12 protein-coding genes are annotated in these 17,605 nt (G+C 59.5%); 5 read left to right on the top strand and 7 right to left on the bottom strand.

All coding sequences use genetic code 11. The annotated features are described in order from the left end of the window. Window positions 1-77 precede the first annotated feature (77 nt). The 4 genes from ACODS3_RS07575 to ACODS3_RS07560 all read right to left on the bottom strand — a co-directional run bounded on the left by ACODS3_RS07575 (window position 78) and on the right by ACODS3_RS07560 (window position 4,648). Window positions 78-1,340, bottom strand: a complete 1,263-nt coding sequence (locus ACODS3_RS07575; protein ID WP_489033927.1) for a metal-dependent hydrolase family protein — start codon at window positions 1,338-1,340, stop codon at window positions 78-80. After that, on the bottom strand, window positions 1,337-2,647 hold the full coding sequence (locus ACODS3_RS07570) for an MFS transporter (RefSeq protein WP_489033926.1): 1,311 nt from the start codon (window positions 2,645-2,647) through the stop codon (window positions 1,337-1,339). The genes ACODS3_RS07575 and ACODS3_RS07570 overlap by 4 nt, the downstream gene beginning before the upstream one ends. 186 nt (window positions 2,648-2,833) lie before the next feature. Further along, complete coding sequence (locus ACODS3_RS07565; protein WP_201000492.1) at window positions 2,834-3,730, bottom strand: LysR substrate-binding domain-containing protein; 897 nt, start codon at window positions 3,728-3,730, stop codon at window positions 2,834-2,836. A gap of 12 nt (window positions 3,731-3,742) precedes the next feature. Next, a complete protein-coding gene (locus tag ACODS3_RS07560; protein WP_201017022.1) occupies window positions 3,743-4,648 on the bottom strand; it encodes a LysR substrate-binding domain-containing protein in 906 nt (301 codons plus the stop codon). 167 nt (window positions 4,649-4,815) lie between these two features. Here ACODS3_RS07560 and ydiJ point away from each other — a divergent pair, with 167 nt between their 5' ends. Further along, the gene (gene ydiJ, locus ACODS3_RS07555) at window positions 4,816-7,899 is read left to right on the top strand and encodes a D-2-hydroxyglutarate dehydrogenase YdiJ (protein WP_489033925.1); all 3,084 of its coding nucleotides are present in this window, start codon (window positions 4,816-4,818) and stop codon (window positions 7,897-7,899) included. A gap of 124 nt (window positions 7,900-8,023) precedes the next feature. Here the strand turns inward: ydiJ and yghX are convergent, their stop codons facing one another. The 3 genes from yghX to ACODS3_RS07540 all read right to left on the bottom strand — a co-directional run bounded on the left by yghX (window position 8,024) and on the right by ACODS3_RS07540 (window position 11,583). Beyond that, entirely contained in the window at window positions 8,024-8,911 is an 888-nt protein-coding gene (gene yghX / locus ACODS3_RS07550; protein WP_201017024.1) for a YghX family hydrolase, read from the bottom strand. Between the two features lie 90 nt (window positions 8,912-9,001). Further along, the gene (locus ACODS3_RS07545) at window positions 9,002-11,050 is read right to left on the bottom strand and encodes a TonB-dependent receptor (protein ID WP_489033933.1); all 2,049 of its coding nucleotides are present in this window, start codon (window positions 11,048-11,050) and stop codon (window positions 9,002-9,004) included. Between the two features lie 143 nt (window positions 11,051-11,193). Continuing rightward, entirely contained in the window at window positions 11,194-11,583 is a 390-nt protein-coding gene (locus ACODS3_RS07540) for a DUF2946 domain-containing protein (protein WP_201017025.1), read from the bottom strand. A gap of 204 nt (window positions 11,584-11,787) precedes the next feature. Here ACODS3_RS07540 and ACODS3_RS07535 point away from each other — a divergent pair, with 204 nt between their 5' ends. The 4 genes from ACODS3_RS07535 to ACODS3_RS07520 all read left to right on the top strand — a co-directional run bounded on the left by ACODS3_RS07535 (window position 11,788) and on the right by ACODS3_RS07520 (window position 17,572). Further along, the gene (locus tag ACODS3_RS07535; RefSeq protein ID WP_201017026.1) at window positions 11,788-13,734 is read left to right on the top strand and encodes a LodA/GoxA family CTQ-dependent oxidase; all 1,947 of its coding nucleotides are present in this window, start codon (window positions 11,788-11,790) and stop codon (window positions 13,732-13,734) included. 5 nt (window positions 13,735-13,739) lie between these two features. Beyond that, window positions 13,740-14,798: an NAD(P)/FAD-dependent oxidoreductase gene (locus ACODS3_RS07530; protein WP_489033932.1), complete on the top strand. Its 1,059-nt coding sequence runs from the start codon at window positions 13,740-13,742 to the stop codon at window positions 14,796-14,798. Between the two features lie 183 nt (window positions 14,799-14,981). Beyond that, entirely contained in the window at window positions 14,982-16,289 is a 1,308-nt protein-coding gene (locus tag ACODS3_RS07525) for an LLM class flavin-dependent oxidoreductase (RefSeq protein WP_489033924.1), read from the top strand. Window positions 16,290-16,561: 272 nt separating this feature from the next. After that, complete coding sequence (locus tag ACODS3_RS07520; protein ID WP_201017029.1) at window positions 16,562-17,572, top strand: ABC transporter substrate-binding protein; 1,011 nt, start codon at window positions 16,562-16,564, stop codon at window positions 17,570-17,572. Window positions 17,573-17,605: the final 33 nt, after the last annotated feature.

The raw sequence follows: 17,605 nt of genomic DNA, 5'->3' as shown, positions 1-17,605 counted from the left end.
CCGTTCCTCGCCTGTTTTTGCCTTGCCTGACCTTCGCTCGCCGACTTTTCGTACAAAGCCTAGGCTGCGCGCGCAGGTCACTGCTCCAGCGTATTTTTCCTGATGTGACCATTCTGGAAAATCATCGCCAGACGCTCGCCTTGACCTACCAGACAATCAATATCGGTCAGCGGGTCGCCGTCCACGACCAGCAGGTCGGCCAGTGCGCCGGGTGCGATGCAGCCCAGTTCACCCTCGCGCTGAAGAATCTGTGCTGCCACGCTGGTGGCGCTGCGCAGGGCTGCAAGATTGCCCAGCAGTTCGGCCCGAATTTTCAGCTCATGGCTCTGGTACTCATGCATTTCGCCGAGCAGGTCCGAGCCGTAGCCCATGGGCACGCCCGCTTCGGCGAACAGCAGCAGGGCATTGCGTCCGGCCTGACGCACGTCTTCGATCTTGGCGACCGAGTCTGCTGGCAATCCGAAGCGTTCCCCGTACTGGGCGAGCATTTCATAGGTCACTTGAGTCGGTACTGCAAACGCACCTTTTTCTGCCATCAGGCGGGCGGTGTCGGCATCCACCAGATTGCCGTGCTCGATGGTGCGCACGCCGCATTCGATGGCCCGGCGAATGGCGCGTGCTGTGTAAGCGTGAGCCATTACATAAGTGTTGGCGGCTTCGGCCTCGTCGACGATGGCGCGTATTTCGGCTTCGCTGTATTGGGTATTGGCAATCGGGTCGGTGGGTGAGGAAACGCCCCCTGAAGCCATGATCTTTATCTGGTTCGCGCCTTGTTGCAGTTCTTCGCGAACCGCCAGGCGCACATTGTCGACCCCATCCACCACACGAGCGATAGCCCCGGCGCGGAAGCAGCAAGAGCAGGGTTCATTCAGCAGAAGTTCGCCACGGGCGCGCATGTCGCCGTGGCCGCCTGTCTGCGACAAGGCCTTGCCCGACGCAAAGATCTTTGGCCCGGGGATAAGCCCCAACTGGATGGAGCGGGCCAATGCCCAGTCGGCACCGCCGGCATCACGCACGGTGGTGAAGCCGCGTTGCAGCATGGCTGCCAGGATCGGCAGTGCGCGATACATGATGATGGCGTTGGGTTGCAGGGCATTGAAGCCCAGGTTGGCATTGGAGGCCAGAACGTGAACATGGCAGTCGATGAGGCCGGGCATCAGCGTCTTGCCACCCAGATCGATAATCCTGGCCCCGGCTTCGGCGGGTTCACCGGCAGGGCGTACAGCGACAATACGCTCGCCCTCGATCACGACTTCCTGGCCGGCAATCAATTGACCCAACTGAAGATCAAGCAAGCGACCGTTGCGCAGTATCAGGCGGGAAGAGTCAGTGTGATTCATTGAAGGGCTCCAGTCAGAGGACGATGTGATACGTGCTTCCGGTCGCGATAGAGCATCGCGCCGGTGCCGCTGATGAGTGCTGCAAACATGATGTAGAACGCGGGGGCCACGTTGCTGCCGGTCGAGGCGATCAGCCAGGTGATGGTGAACGTGGCGAAGCCGCCGAAGATCGTCACGGCGAAGTTGTAGGCCACCGACAAGCCCGTCGAGAGCACGTGGCTTGGTAGCAGCTCGCCGAAGGCGGCGAGGATCGAACCGATGTAACCCGAAATCAGCAGGCCGAGCACCACTTCAAATACCAGCAGCGAAAACAGCCCCGGCATCTGGTTGATGAAAAGAAACATCGGGTAGGCGCTGAAGAAAATGGCCACTGCCGACCCCAGGAGCCATGGCCGACGACCATAACGATCAGCAAGCGCGCCGACTATTGGCGTTGCCACGATCAACACAGCGCCGCCCATCATGCCCGCGCTGAATCCCATCCATGAAGGCAGGCCGAGCACCCGTTGGGCGTAGGAAGGAATGTAGAACAGGACGGCGTAGGTACAGACTGTCCAGAGCACGACCAGCGAGAAACTGATCAGGGTCTGGCGTGGGTAAGTGCGAAAGACTTCACGCAGGGGCGACTCGACAGGTTTGCTGGCGCTGTAGACAGGCGTCTCATCGACGCGGCTACGAATATAGAAACCCACCGGGCCGATCAGGGTGCCAATCAGAAAGGGCACCCGCCAGCCCCAGCTTTCCAGTTGTGCCTGGGTCAGGTAGCTGGACAGGACGGCACCCAGCGCGGAGCCGAGCAATACGGCCACGCCAATGCTGGCTTGAATCCAGCTGGAGTAGAAGGCTTTCTTGCCTTCGGGTGCGTGCTCGGTCAGGAATGCCGTGGCGCTGCCCATTTCACCTCCGGCCGAGAAGCCTTGCAGCAGGCGCGCCAGCACAATCAGTACCGGCGCCATCAGGCCTATCTGCGCATAGCTGGGAGTGATGGCGATGATCAGTGTGCCAAGGGCCATGAGCAGAATGGTCAGCGAAAGTGCCGCCTTGCGCCCGTGCTTGTCGCCATAGATGCCCAGCACGATGCCACCCACCGGGCGCATGAAGAAGCCGGCGCCGAAGGTTGCCAGGGCCAGAAGGTAGGAAGTCAGCTCATTGCCGGTGGGAAAGAACACCTTGGCGATGATGACGGAAAAGAAGCTGTAGACCGTGAAGTCGAACCATTCCAGGCCATTGCCGATGACCGTGGCGATAACGGCACGACGCGCCTTTTGATTGTGGGTGCGTGATGGAGAGGCGTGTTCAGTGCTCACTTTTTGACTCCTGCATGCAAGACATGCAGGAAGCAACCCTGCATTTATAAGGGGGCAGAGTTGAAAAGTTGAAACATTATTCGGATCTAATGCCCGGTTGCGTTCGAGATTAGGCTTCGGCCTGGATTTGAGAAAGCGATCATTACGCAGGTTTGCATGCGTATTGCGCATGCAAGTAACCGCGTGTCAGCTCGCAATCTCATTGGTCAGCCATTTCTCGAAGGCACGGGCGGCGCGTCTTGGAATCTTGCCGCTGGGGGTGAGCAGGTAATAGCCGCCGATGGCACCGATATCCGAGTTGCATGCAGGCACCAGGGCACCGGATTGCACATGGCGATCAATCATCGGTCGCCAGCCCAGCACAATGCCATGACCGGCGATGGCCAGATCCACGAGCACCGGGTAGAGATTCACGGTCATGCGCTGGTGGATCAGCGAAGCATCTACACCCTGGCGACCGAACCAGTCGTTCCACGACAACCACTGGCGTTGGCCGTCTTCGAGCATCAGCAGGCAATGGTCGAGCAATTGCACCGGCTCAAGCGTCTGTCCGTTCAGATAGTCCGGTGAGCAATAGGCGTTCACCGATTCGGCAAACAGCAGGCGGCTGTCCAGGCCGGGAGGTGATTGCTCGCGCAGGAAGTACAGTGCCAGATCAAACTCCGCCCGAACCAGAGAGTCCAGCCCATCGACCACGCGCAGGCGTATGTCCACTGCCGGGAATTCATCCTTGTAACGACCCAGCAAAGGGCCAAGCCACAGCGCCGCCACACCGCTGGAGCAGGCCAGCGTCAATTGCTGTTCACCGCTGTGGGTAATGACCTGAGCCGTAGCTTCGGCGCACTGAGTCAGTATCCGATGAATTTCCTCGGCATAGATTTGCCCCGCCACGGTCAGATGAATGCGCTTGTGCTCGCGACGAAACAGCGCCCGACCCAGAAAGTCTTCCAACTGCGCGACTTGTCGGCTGATTGCGCTTTGGGTCAGGTGCAGCTCGGCGGCTGCCCGGGTGAAACTGCCGTGGCGAACGGTGGCTTCAAAAGCAATCAGGTTCTGCAGTGGCGGAAGGGGTTCTATACGCACAGAGACTCCGTATTACAAACCGTCCGGGAACGGTGTCGACAGCAGCCAGTCGCGGAACACACAGAGCGCTGGCAGGTTCTGGAAACGTGTTGCGTACACCAGATAGTAATTGCGGCCACTGTCCATCGGCTCGAACAGCGTGACCAGCTCGCCGCTGTTGATTTCATCCTGCACCAGAATGCGCGGCACCAGAGCCACGCCGATACCTGCGGCCACGGCCTGAATCAGGTGCGCGGTCAGCTCGAAACTCGGACCGGGGCGCATGATGTGGTGATCGAGCTGGTTTCTGTCGAACCAGTCGGACCAGGCGTTGGGCCGCGAAACCACGCTCAGCAGCGAGTGCTGGGCAATCTGGCCTGGCGTCATGGACTCATGGCCAGCCAGTGCCGAAGGGCTGGCGATAAGCACCAGTTTTTCCGCAATCAGCGGATGGGCGATATAGCCCGGCCAATTGCCTGTGCCTGCACAGATGATCGCGTTCATGTCGCTGGCCGCAGGCATCAGGTCGGCATGCACGATGCGCGAGTGGATATGCACCACATGGCCCGGATGTCGGGCGTAAAAGTCATGCATGCGTGGCAGCAGCCACTTGGAGCCGAAGGTCGGCAGAACGGCGAGGTGCAGGGTTCCGCCTTCGGATTTGTGGGCGATGGTCTGCAGCGTTGCACTGCGGATTCGCCCAAGGGCTGCCGCCAGTTCATGCTGATACAGCGCGCCCGCCGTGGTCAGTTCGATACGTCGGCCATCACGCTTGAACAACTCGACTTCCAGTTGTGCTTCAAGGGCCTGCACCTGGCGACTGACGGCGCTTTGGGTCAGAGCCAGTTCATCGGCAGCCTTGGTGAAGCTGACATGACGCGCCGCTGCCTCAAAAGCGATAAGCAGCGACATCGAAGGCGTGAGTCTTCTCGGGTTCATTCATAAAGCTCATGGAAAAACTACAGGTTTTACATTTGCTCTCTTGGTCATCAAGCCTGAAAATCAGCGTAACCGTTGATAAAGCCTGGTTTCAGAGCGCTCTGAAGCATACGTGCTTTACCTATAAAAGTTTGCATATAAAAAGCCTCGCCTGTCAGGAAGCCACCATGATTGCCCTCTTGAAACCGACCTCCGCGCAGGTCGATCACTATGACCGTTTCCTCAATGCCCTGGCGCAGGAGGGGTTTCGAGGCGAAATCGCAAGGGATCATGGTTCGCGAACCGTTCTGGCCACCGATAACTCGATCTATCAGCGCATGCCCCAGGCCGCAGTGTTTCCTCTCGACAGTGCCGATGTCGAGACTCTGGCGCGACTGGCCGGACGTGCCGAGCACAAACAGGTCGTACTGACGCCACGGGGCGGTGGTACCGGAACCAACGGGCAATCGCTCACCGATGGCGTGGTGGTCGACCTCTCGCGGCACATGAACAGGATTCTGGAAATCAACGTCGAGGAGCGCTGGGTTCGCGTGCAGACCGGCGTGGTCAAGGACCAGCTCAACGCAGCACTCAAGCCTCACGGGCTGTTCTTCGCCCCGGAGCTGTCCACCTCCAACCGCGCAACGGTCGGCGGCATGATCAATACCGATGCCAGCGGACAGGGCAGTTGCACCTACGGCAAGACCCGCGACCACGTACTTGAGCTGTCGACAGTACTGCTCGGTGGCTCGCGCATACACAGCCTGGCCATGGGGTCCGATCAACTGGAGTCTGAGCAGGCCCGGACCGACCGGGCAGGGGACGCCTATCGCTGTGCCCGCGAAATTGCCGATACCCAGGCGCAGTTGATCAAGGACGTCTTTCCGCCGCTCAATCGCTGTCTGACCGGTTACGACCTGGCTCACCTGCGCGAGACCGACGGCCGTTTCAACCTCAATAGCGTGCTGTGCGGCTCGGAAGGTTCGCTGGGCTTTATCGTCGAAGCCAAGCTCAATGTGCTGCCTATTCCCAAGCATTCGATCCTGGTCAACGTGCGCTATGCCGGTTTCATGGATGCCTTGCGTGACGCCAAGGCACTCATGGCGCTCAAGCCGCTGTCCATCGAAACCGTGGACTCCAAGGTCTTGATGCTTGCCATGCAGGATATCGTCTGGCATGGCGTGGCCGAATACTTTCCTCAGAACCCGGATACCCCGACGCTGGGGATCAACCTGATCGAGTTCTGCGGCGACGAAGCCAGCGAAGTGGAGCAGCGCGTCCATGCCTTCGTTGAACATTTGCAGAACGACACCTCGGTGGTTCGGCTGGGGCACACGCTGGCGGTGGGTAGCGCAGCGGTCAATCGGGTCTACGCCATGCGCAAGCGTTCGGTCGGCCTGCTGGGCAACGTCAAGGGCGAGGCCAGGCCTCAGCCTTTTGTCGAAGACACCGCCGTACCGCCTGAAAACCTTGCCGATTACATTCAGGAATTCCGGGCATTGCTGGACAGCTACAACCTGCAATACGGAATGTTTGGCCATGTGGACGCTGGCGTGCTGCACGTGCGGCCGATCCTGGACATGAAAGACCCGGCGCAGGCCGCGTTGGTACGCCCGATTTCCGATGCGGTCGCGGCCCTCACCAAACGTTATGGCGGCTTGCTCTGGGGCGAACACGGCAAAGGCCTGCGTTCGCAATATGTGCCGGAATACTTCGGTGAGTTGTACCCGGCGCTTCAGGCACTCAAGGCTGCTTTCGACCCGTTCAACCAGCTCAACCCCGGCAAGATCGCGACGCCCGCGACCGTACCGGCTGCCCGGTTGACTCTGGTGGATGAAGTGAAATTGAGGGGCGATCTGGATCGCGGTATCGACGAGCGTGTCTGGCAGAGCTACGAAAGCGCCGTCCACTGTAACGGCAACGGTGCCTGCTACAACTACGACGCCGACGACGCCATGTGTCCGTCCTGGAAAGCCACCCGCAACCGCATTCATTCGCCAAAGGGCAGGGCCTCGCTGGTCCGTGAATGGCTGCGCCTGCAAGGTGAACATAATATCGATGTGCTGACCGCCAGCGCCCGTGCCCGTTCTGCCAATGTCATCAAGAGTCTGGTCAGCAAGACCGCCAACACTCTGGGCAGGCTACGCGGGCAGCAAGACTTTTCCCATGAGGTCTATGATGCCATGGCCGGTTGCCTGGCCTGTAAATCCTGCGCTGGGCAGTGCCCGGTCAAGGTCAATGTGCCGGAATTCCGCTCGCGTTTCCTGGAGCTTTACCACAGCCGCTACCTGCGTCCGATGAAGGATTACCTGATCGGCTCGCTGGAGTTCAGCATTCCGTATCTGGCTCGTTTCCCGAAAGTCTACAACGCCATAATGGCTGCCAAACCGGTTCGTTACCTGCTTGAGCATGTGGCGGGCATGGTGGACAGCCCCTTGCTGAGCCTGATGGATTTCCGCGCCGCCTGTGCCCGCTGGAATGTCGGCATCGCTACGCCGCAGCGTCTGGCTGCACTGTCTGAACAGGAACGCAAGCGTACGGTTATCCTCGTTCAGGACGCTTTCACTCGTTACTTCGAGACCCATCTGGCGGCTGACTGGCTGGAGCTTATTTCGCGTCTGGGTTATCAGGTTTACCTCGCGCCATTTGCACCAAACGGCAAGCCGCTGCAAGTGCAAGGTTTCCTGGCGGCCTTCGAGAAGGCTGCCAGTTTCAACAGCCAATCGCTGCGCAAACTTGAGGCTTATGGCATTCCGCTGGTAGGGCTTGATCCGGCCATGACGCTGGTTTACCGGCAGGAATACAGCAAGACACTGGGCAGCGAAAACGTGCCCACGGTGTTGCTGCCACAAGAGTGGCTGGCTGCTCAGCTGGAAGAGTCCGGGCAGGTTCAGTCGGGCGAAACCTATTACTTCCTGCCGCACTGCACCGAGAAAACCAACGAGCCGGGCAGCGTCGGTCTGTGGCAGAAAGCCTTTGCTCGCACCGGACTCAAGCTTGAAGTGCTGGCCAGCGGCTGCTGCGGCATGTCTGGCACCTACGGCCATGAAACCCGGAATGCCAAACACTCCGACACCATCTACAGCCAGTCCTGGCAGCCGTTGGTGGCCCGCCATAACGGCGAGGGTCGGCTGGTTGCCGATGGCTACTCCTGCCGCAGCCAGGTCAAGCGCCAGGACGGGCAAGTGGTGCAGCATCCGTTACAGATATTGCTGGCTCATGTAGGAGTAATGCCTGTCAGTCAAGAGACGGTGATTTCAAAAAACAGGTGATCCGTGGGAGGGGCCTTGGCCGCGACAGCAGTATGAAGGCGCTGAAAATGTGTTGCCTTCACACTGGTCGTCGCGGCCAAGGCCCCTCCCACAAATGGCATGTACGCCTTCTTCGCGAATGGCCTCAAACCAGATAGCGCCGAAACCATCCCACGGTCCTGTCCCAGGCCAGATTGGCGGCGGCTTCGTCGTATCGTGGTGTGGAGTCGTTGTGGAAGCCGTGGTTGGCGCCGGGATAGATATAGGTTTCGTAATTCGTGCCAGCGGCTTTCAACGCCGCTTCATAAGCGGGCCAGCCTTCGTTGATGCGCGTATCCAGCTCGCCGTAATGAATCATGATCGGAGCCTTGATTCGCACGACGTCTTCGGACTTGGGCTGGCGGCCATAGAAGGAAACCGCTGCTCCCAGCTCCGGATAAGCCACGGCTGCGGCATTGGCGACGCCTCCGCCATAGCAGAAGCCGGTGATGCCGACCTTTCCGGTGCTTGCGTCATGCTTCATCAGCCATTCGATAGCCGCGAAGAAGTCGTTCATGAGTTTTTCAGGATCGACTTTCTGTTGAAGCTCGCGGCCCTTGTCATCGTTGCCCGGATAACCGCCCACCGAGGACAGGCCGTCGGGTGCCAGCGCGATGAAACCTGCCTTGGCTACGCGCCGGGCGACATCTTCGATGTAAGGGTTGAGCCCACGGTTTTCATGGGCGACCACTATCGCAGGCAGCTTGCCGCTGGCTTTCGCCGGACGCACCAGATACCCACGTACTTGCCCATGACCCTTGGGTGAAGGGTAATTGACGTATTCGGCAATGATATCCGGGTCGGTAAATGCCACTTGTTCGGCCAGCGCATAGTTCGGGCTGAGCGAGGCCAGAAGGGCTGTGGCGGTCATGCCTCCCAGAGTGAACAGGGCGGCACGGTCAAGAAATTCTCGTCTGTTGATCTTGCCGTGTGCGTAGTAGTCGTACAGCTCAAGCAGTTCAGGGGCAAAGTCTTTGGCGGTGAGACGATCCATCTGCATGCTTCCTGTCAGATCATTGGGTTGTCTATTAAAGCAGCTTTGATGTTGAGGTGCCGTTCGTGACACCTCGACATCCGGTCAGGATCAGAACTCCAGCGTGACCCCGGTATACAAGGCACGTCCATCGCCCGGCGAGTGCAGGGAGTCGACGGCGCCGTCCGGGTCATACCAGACGTACTCGTAATAACGGTTGGTCAGGTTCTTGAGTTGCAGGTCGACACTGACCGACTCGCTTACCTTCCAGGTAGCGCCCAGGTTCATCAGCACATAGCCGCCATAGGTGCCCTGAGTGTTTTCCCGTTCCAGATAGTAGTTGGTCTGGCCGTTCATCCAGGCCGTCAGTTGCAGGGCCGGAGTCGCCTGATACGTCATGCCGGCGTTGTACACGTGATGGGGAACATGGTCGATTTCCCGGCCTTTGCTGTTGGGCAATGTAGCGCTGGGCTCAAGGATTTTCGAGTATTGCCATGAGTAAGCCATCCATATTTCCGTGCGCTCGTTCGGGTGCAGGTTCACCTGCAGGTCATAACCCCAGCGCCGGGTTTCACCGACGTTGTCCGATTCCCCGCTCGGGTCGTTGAGCCGACGGCTGACCTCGCCACTGGCTTCCTGCTGCCAGTAGGCGATCCGTCCATCAACCCAGCTGGCGGGAGTGAATTTGATCCCGGTTTCCCAGCCTTCGTTGATCGACGGTTCCAGATCGGTATCCCGTGGCGGAATCTTGTAGGCCGCAGCTCCTGTGCCGACCTGAAAGGTGCGTCCCCAGTTGGCGTAGAAACTGGCCACATCCCAGGGCGAATACACCACGCTGAGCTTGGGTTGCTTGATCAGGCCATAGTCATTGATGTCGTAATCCAGGCCGGTCATTTCATTGGTGAAGTCGCCCTGGATCTTGTCGACCCGATAGGCCGGGACAATCTTCAACGACTCGAAAGGCTTGATCTCGGCCTGGACATAAGCACCGTAGGTGTCGAAGTCGAATTGCTGGTCGCGGGTCTGGGCCTGGCGAACCCGATTCAGGGTCCGGTAGCGTTCGCTCTTGTTTTCCTGCTGCTGCATGTCCGCTCCGCCTTCCAGGGCAAAGTCGTACAGCCAGCTGACTTCCGGGCGCCAGGTCAGGGAGGTGAGGGCGCCGTACTGGGTTTCATAGGCATCCCGTTCCTGTTGCGAGGTGGTTCTCCAGTACTGGGTCCAGCGTCGGTCGTCAAAGGTGTTGATGTAGGTTTTCGCGGACCATGCCAGGGTGTCTGCAAGATCCGTATCGAAATGCAGGCTGACCTGATTCATGCGCCGCGTGCCCTTGTCCGTGGCGTTGTAGCTGTTGGTCATGGTCGGGTGGCGGCTGGCATTCTCTTCGCTCAGGTATCCGGGCTCCTGGGCTTCGGTTTCGTAATGCCGGGCAATCAGGCCGATGCGATAGCTCTCGTCGTCCGGGGTATAGAACCACTTGCCGGACATCGAGAATTTCTCGGCATCGGAATGATCGCGATAGCCCTCGGATTTCTGATAGGCGAAGAAATAGTTCTGGCTCCAGTTACTGCTCTCGAAGCCTTTGGAAAGCTGGGTTTCCTGAGTATTGAAGCTGCCGTAGCGAATCCGGGCCTTGGTGTAATTGCCGCCGGTGCGGGTCAGCATGTTGACGTTGCCCGCGATATTGTTCAAGCCGTAACGCGCATCGCTGGTGCCGCGCACGACTTCGATGCTGTCCAGTTCCATGGGGAAAATCATGTCTATGAACGGCATGTTGCCGTCGTTGCTGTTGCTCGGAATGCCATCGATCAACAGCTTCACCGCGTTGATTTCGCCTTCACCGTTAAAGCCGCGAAAGGAAATCTTGCCGGAAGTCGTGCCTTGGTTGAATTGGGTAAGGATCACGCCTGGAGCACGGCTGAACAGCTCCCAGCTGTAATTGACCGGCATCTTTTCAAGGATATCGCCACCCAGAATATCCACCGAGCTGAGCACACTGCTGGTGCTCAGCGGGCCGCTGCTGTTGCCTTGAACGGTCACGGAGCCGAGGGTCAGGGTCGAGTTCTCGACCTGGGTTTCGGCCAGAGCGGCGGATAGCGGCGTCAAGACGAATACCCCGCAGGTCAGTGCCTGACAGACCGAGCGGGACACGGGAATATGCATTGCGCGTGGCAATGTAGAAAAAACAGGCATAACAAAAACTTCCTGATGACCAAGAGACTTCAAGGGCGCGAGATGGCCGATCAGGGCATTCCCGCGCCAGACAAGAAAAACCGCGCCAGAGTCGGCGGGCAGGCAAGGCGTGGTCAGGCCAGGGGAGAGGCGCGCGGGGTCAGACTGGGCCAGCGAACCCTGGGATGCAGCGTCGGCTGCTCGGGGTTGTCCAGTGCTGTATCAGGTGTGTAGCGGGGCAGGAAGTGCCGATAGTGATCGGCTGGCAGAGCGACCAGACCCGCATGGCCACAGCAGCAATCGCCATGCTGCATGGCCGCTTTCGATGAAGCGGGTTGCAGCGTATCGATCAACTTCTGGAAGCCTGGCGGCAGGGCGGTCGAACCGCTCCCGGAACAAAACCCGCCCCATAGCAGTAAATGCGCATCCGCCGGCTGCATGGCACGGCTCATCGGCATGGCCAGCATGTTGAGCAACACGGCCAGACAAGCGATCCAGGGACTGATGCGTTTCATTGAAGCCATGGGTGGGCCCGTAGCACGAAGGCCGCCATTTAGCCGTATTTGGTGAGGGAATGTAAATGCTTCTGTGGGCGGGATTTCAGGCAGGCAGAAGGGGATGCGGGAATTGCTGTGTGGCTATTTGACATCTTGATATTTTGTCATCTAGTGTCGTGGCCTGAGAAACGTTCTCAGAATATTTCACTTCAGCAGGGAGGCTACATCGCAATGGCCACTACCATCAGTACCGCGTCGATCAAGTCAGTACGTGTGCATCCGGGGCTTGGTATTGCTCGGGTCGGCAATGCGCTGGGGCATGACGAATATGTCCTGGCCGCAGAGGTTCCGGGAGCTGTTGCGAGTAGCGCGGACGGAGAGTTTCGCGATGCGAAGGGGCATTTGCGACGTCAGGCTGTGCGCTTTCGGATCTACGCTGAGCTGACTGATGGTTCGGTCCGCGAGCTTACCCTTGCCGATGGCGTGAAGATCGACTGGACCGTGGAACTCGCCAACCTCAAGGCTGGCTGGTACGACTTCGAGAATGCCATGGACCTGCCTGCGCCATACGCCAAGAAAGCCGGTCGACGCAATCCGGCAGTCATTGGCCCTCAGCGCAAGGCGCTGGACATTCGTCCGGGCCCCAGAACCATCGGCGGTCGCAACAAGCAGGGCAAGGCCTTCCATTTCGATACGGGCGAGTTCTACAGCAAGCCGGTCTATCTGGGCGAGTTGCGCACCGACGAAGAAGGTCGGCTCATTGCGCTGGGTGGCCATGGGCATTCCGCACCGCTCAAGGCGGGTACCGCGCCTGTCACCTTTGCCAACAACGAAGACTGGCATGACGACATCTCCGATGGTCCGGTCTACGCTCGCGTGACCTTCGCCAATGGCGACACCCTGGAGGCCGAACCGGGCTTCCTGGCCGTCACACCGCCCAACTATGCACCGGGACTGTTCGGTGTCGTCACCATGGAAGACGTGGTGCGTGATCTGTACGTGCGCAACGGTCAACTGCCTGCCCACACAAGCACCGAGTTCACCCGCGACATCTGGCCGATCTTCGACCGCCTGACCAATATGCAGTGGACCAACCATGGCATTTACCTGCTCAGCGGTTCCGGCTCGCCACTGGATACCAAGAACAAGGCGGTCTTGAAGAAGCTTGCCGACCCGTCTGCAAAGAATGCCGAGTTCCGCAAGAGGGTCTTCGAGCTTTTCCGTATCCCGGATGGCGCCGGAGCGTTCACGGCTGCGCTGTTGCCGTTCTACGGCGATTACTACGGTGATTACTCCGATGCCGAAGGTGCAGGCCTGGCCGTCACGCCTTTGATGTACAAGGCACTGGAAAAATGGGTGAAGGGGGATTTCGTCTCCGACTGGAAAGGTGAACCGGTTATCCCTGCGTTCTCGTCGCTCAGTCCAAAACAGCAGACCGAAGCGCTGGATCGAGTAGGGCTGCATGAGTGCCTGGGCGGGCCGTTCCACCCCGGCATCGAGCTGACCTGGTTCATGCGTGTGTCCAGCGTCTGGAAAAGTCCGTATCGCCTGGCCGTTCTGCCCCAGGGTCATGTCGTTCGCCAGGACTACGGCAGCAAGCTGACACCGGAAATCTGCCTGAGCAAAGGTGGCCCGCTGGACGGCGTAGGTCCGGGCTCCCTGACCCGCGCACTGGGCGTGCCATGGCAGACCGACGGCGCATCCTGCCTGTCCGATGCGGAATACGAACCTGGCTCTTATCTGTCCTTCCCCAGCTACTGGGGTGCCCGCGTGCCCAACAGCGTGCTCAGCAACGAGGCCTGGCAGCGTGTCGGTTCAACGCAGTCGAGTGAACCGCAACAGCTCAAGAATTTCTCCTACCGCGAAGACTGGTTGCGCGACCTGAAAGGTTCCTACCTGGCGCGTATCAACAAGATGGTCAGCCAGTGGTGGGAGCTTGGCGTTCTGGTCAGTAAAGAGACATCGCCCGAGCTACAAAAGAAGCTGGGGCTGCCAGCCCAGGCCTGGATTGAAACCGGTCGCCCGGAAAGTGCCGTTGGCCCCAACACCAAGGTTGCCCTGCTGGCGGCCATCGAGGCTCTGGACCATCCACAACCGTTGCTCAAGGGGGCCGAACTCGACAAAGCCAAGCCACGCAAGGATGTGAAACCTCGTCGTCTGCGCAGGGACGAGATTTGACCCACGTGTACGACGTTCTGGTCGTGGGCGCCGGGCCAGCAGGTTCGGCGCTTGCCATCTGTCTGGCCCGGGCAGGGCTTGACGTATGCATGGTTGATCGCGATGACGCGAGTCAGCCACGGCCCGGTGAATGCCTGTCGCCCGAAGCGGTGCCGGCGTTGGCCGCGCTCGGGCATGCCGATTTGCTGGGCGACATATCGGCTGCCCGGCGCTGTTGCGGTGTGCAAGCGATCTGGATGACGCCTGAACGGGCTTTTCGCGATTATTTCGCCGAACGCTCATCCCATGGTTATTTCCTGGACCGTCAGGTGTTCGATTCCCGTCTGCGGGACAGGGCACAGGCTGAAGGTGTGGTGCTGGAGCGGGGCGTGCGGGTGACCGAGGCCGAGTTTGCTGCAATCACCACCCTGAGCGGCTTGCGTGGCGAGGACTGCTGGAGTGGTCAAGCCCGTTTCGTGGTCGATGCTTCGGGCAAGTCCAGCGCTATTGCGCGCCTGGGCGGTGCGGGCAGGCGTCGCTTGAGTCGTCAGGTCGCCGTTGCAGCCTGTTTGCCTGCCGGTACTTCTGAACTTGCGTCAACCGACTGGTTGTTGATCGAGGCGGACACACAGGGCTGGTGGTCCGGTGCGACTTCGGCCAGCGGCCAGCGCCATCTGGTGCGATTCTTTCCCGAAGGCGGTGAAGTCTTCCGTAGCCCGGCCGAACTTGCCCGGCAACTGGAACAGACAAAATTGATGCAGCAGTATGTTGCCGCCGGCGAACTGTCGGCGGCACCTTTGCAGGTGCTCGATGCAGGCTGTTCTGCGCTGGATTGCGTCGCAACGTCGCAATGGCTTGCGGTCGGTGAAGCGGCAATCGCTTTTGATCCCGTCACGTCACAGGGCCTTGCCCATGCATTCGGGGCGAGCCAGCCAGCGGCCAGCGCCATATTGGAATACCTGCATCACGGTCGTACGGCCAAGCTTGAACGTTATGACCAGCAGACCCGCATAACCCTGGCGCATTCCCTCAAAGGGCTCATGAGCCACTACGCGCAGTGCCATAGCCTGGCGAGTTTTGGCTGATCAGCCAGAGATAGACAAATAAAATGATTTATTTTTATCATTTGAATATTCATATATTTGAATCTTTTATTCCTGTCTGATCTATCGATACAACCGATCTTGCAGGCCACCTTCGCTCAGGAGCATCCGCGTGCAAGCAGCCATTTTGATTGCGTCCTCTTCATTCAATTTCCGAGTCACTTCATGAGCCAGACTGAGCGACAGATGCGCCTGGGCCTTTTCATTCAGGCCGCAGGTCACCACTCGGCTGGCTGGCGTTATCCGGGTGCCGAATCCGGGAGCGAAAACTTCCCGCTGATCCGCCGCCTGACCCTGGCAGCCGAAAAGGCCAAGCTGGACATGGTGTTCTTTGGCGACAAACTGGTGACCGGTCCCAAGGAACATCCCTCCATGATCGTGCGCCTGGAACCCGTGGCGCTGCTGGGCGCACTGGCGGCGATCACCGAGCGCATCGGGCTGGTGGCGACGGCATCGACCACCTATAGCGAGCCGTACACCATCGCCCGGCAGTTCGCGACCATCGATCATCTGTCTGCAGGCCGTGCCGGCTGGAACGTGGTGACCACCGGCTACGACAGCGCGGCCAACTTCACCCGTGCCACACATCCCGACCATGCTCAGCGTTATGCGGTGGCCGAGGAATTCGTCGATGTGGTGCGGGGCTTGTGGGACAGCTGGGAAGAGGGCGCCTATGTTCGCGACAGCGAAAGCGGCGTGTATCTGGACCCTGAAAAACTGCATAGCCTGGACCACAAGGGCGAGTTCTTCTCCATTGCCGGGCCACTCAACCTGACCCGTGCGCCGCAAGGTCATCCGGTACTGGTCCAGGCCGGCTCATCCGGGCCGGGCATGGCCCTCGCGGCGCGCATCGGTGAAGTGGTGTTCACCGCCCAGCAAGGTCTGGAAGAAGCCGGGCAGTTCTATCGCGACCTCAAGGCGCAAGTCGTTGCTCAAGGCCGCTCGCCGGATCATTGCCTGGTGATGCCCGGTGTCATGCCGATCCTTGGCAAGACCGCCGCCCAAGCCCAGGCGCGCTTCGATCACCTGCAAAGCTGGACCGACCAGGAAGCCGCCTTGCTGATGGTTGCGGATCGTTTGGGGCAGGACCTCTCCGGTTTCGATCTGGACCAGCCACTGCCGGACTTGCCACTGCCGCAAAACATGCAAAGCCGCGCTCGCCTGCTGCTGGACCTTTCACACCGCGACGGCCTGACCCTGCGCCAGATCTGCAACCTGGCGGCCGGAGCACGAGGTCATAAAATCGTCGTCGGCACCCCGCAACGTGTAGCGGACGAGCTGATTGCCTGGTTCGAGGGCGGAGCCGCAGATGGCTTCAATCTGATGCCCGCGCACTTCCCCGAAGGCCTGGACGACTTCATCGAAGGCGTATTGCCAATCCTGCGCAAGCACAAACTGTTTCGTGAGGAATATAGCGGGAGCACATTGCGCGAGCATCTGGGGTTGCCTGTCCCGGAGAATCGATACACATAAGCTACAAGCGGCAGGCTGTGAGCTTTTAACTTGCAGCTTGCAACTTTCCCCCATTACATCTCACCCCTTGATCCCATATCCAATGCAAATCCCGCAAATAACTTTTGCGGTTCTTACATAACCTCCAGGCACTGCATTCCTGCTTGTTTATGCTTTTCAGGAATAATCATGAGGGGTTTCGGTATTTACGAAGAGCGCTGTCGTTGTGGTTAAACGTCATCGCCTGCTGGCCAGACAGTGCCAGTGGTTTTCTACGGAGTCCGAAACCGCCCATGTCATTGCGTTCTCATTTTCTTGTTTCTCTGCTGCTAAGCCTGGGCCTGACGCTGGGGCCATTGACTGCTGTGAGTGCGGCGCAGCTCAATATTGCGGTGTCCGATATCGGGGCTGGCAGCAAGCCTGCCGGTGGCGGTCTGGTGGATGTCATTCATGCCCAGCAGCGTCTTGAGCAGGCGTTCAGCGCCGAGGGTGTCACGGTCAAATGGCACTTCTTCAAGGGTGCGGCGCCCCTGATTAACGAAGCCTTTGCCAATGGCCAGCTGGATATGGCCTATCTCGGCGATCTGGGCAGCATCGTCGGCAAGTCGGGCGGGCTCGATACGCGGGTGGTTGCCGTCGCTGCCCGTGGCGTCGCGCATTACCTGGCGGTACCGGTCGGTTCGTCGATTCATTCCCTGGCAGACCTCAAGGGCAAACGTGTCGGTCTGTTTCGCGGGACCGCCGCGCAGCTTTCGTTCATCGATGCCCTGCGCACTGCGGGGCTGACCGAAAAGGATATCAGCGTCATCAATCTGGACTTTGCTGCCGCCAGCGCGGCTTTGGCAGCCAGACAGATCGATGCGACCTGGGGCGGCATCAACATCCTGGCGCTGCGCGAGCGTGGTCAGGCTCAGGTGCCTGTCTCTACCCGGCATCTGGATGGCGCGGGTGAGTTGTCCGGCCTGGTGCTGGTATCGCAAAAGTTGCTCGACGAGCATCCGGAGTGGGTCAGCAGGATCGTTCAGGTCCAGCGTGAGGCATCGGACTGGGCCAGCGACCCGCACAACCGCGAGGCCTATATCCAGTTACTGGCCGATCAGGCGTCTTACCCGGCCAATCTGCTGAAGGCCAACCTGGAAGGTGCGCCGCCGTTATCGGTACTGCTGTCACCGGAGCTGGACAGCGGTTTTGTCGAACGCCTCAAACAGTCCATCGGCAGCGCCAGGGAGGCGCGCCTGATTCGTCGTGACATCGATGTGGATCAGTGGCTCGCGCCGCAATTTCTGCAACAGACCCGACCTTGAACCTTATCTGCCGACAGCACATCGCTGACGGCA

The organism is Pseudomonas sp. FG43, from assembly GCF_057809175.1.
Note: the sequence above shows the minus strand (reverse complement) of the source record. Positions and strands in the feature narration are given on the sequence as shown.